1 pseudogene is annotated in these 283 nt (G+C 37.5%); it reads right to left on the bottom strand.

Annotated elements, in window-relative coordinates:
* A pseudogene (locus tag M3210_RS20255) lies at window positions 1–127 on the bottom strand (IS4 family transposase); the annotation flags it as partial.
* Window positions 128–283 lie beyond the last annotated feature (156 nt).

The following is a 283-nucleotide window of genomic DNA, read 5'->3' as shown; positions in this document are numbered from 1 at the left end:
GTTCAAAATCATCACCAACTACTCGTATAAACGCATTTTTTCGAAGTCTTGAGAGAAAAAAGTAACCATCATCGGTCATGCGATCAAAGCGCTCGTAATCCAGGTAACCTCGATCAAACACATACATATTTAGTCTTAATTAATGCAACGCTAGTGACGTACAATCAGTATCGAAAGGAGAAGAAAAAGAAACACAAAGAGAATGCTTTTCATGTAGACAACTGGGAATACGACGAAGAAGAGGATGCATATCTATGTCCAAACGGAAGAAAAGTACGATTTA

This window comes from Oceanobacillus luteolus (assembly GCF_023715655.1).
Lineage (GTDB): Bacteria > Bacillota > Bacilli > Bacillales > Amphibacillaceae > Oceanobacillus > Oceanobacillus luteolus.
Note: the sequence above shows the minus strand (reverse complement) of the source record. Positions and strands in the feature narration are given on the sequence as shown.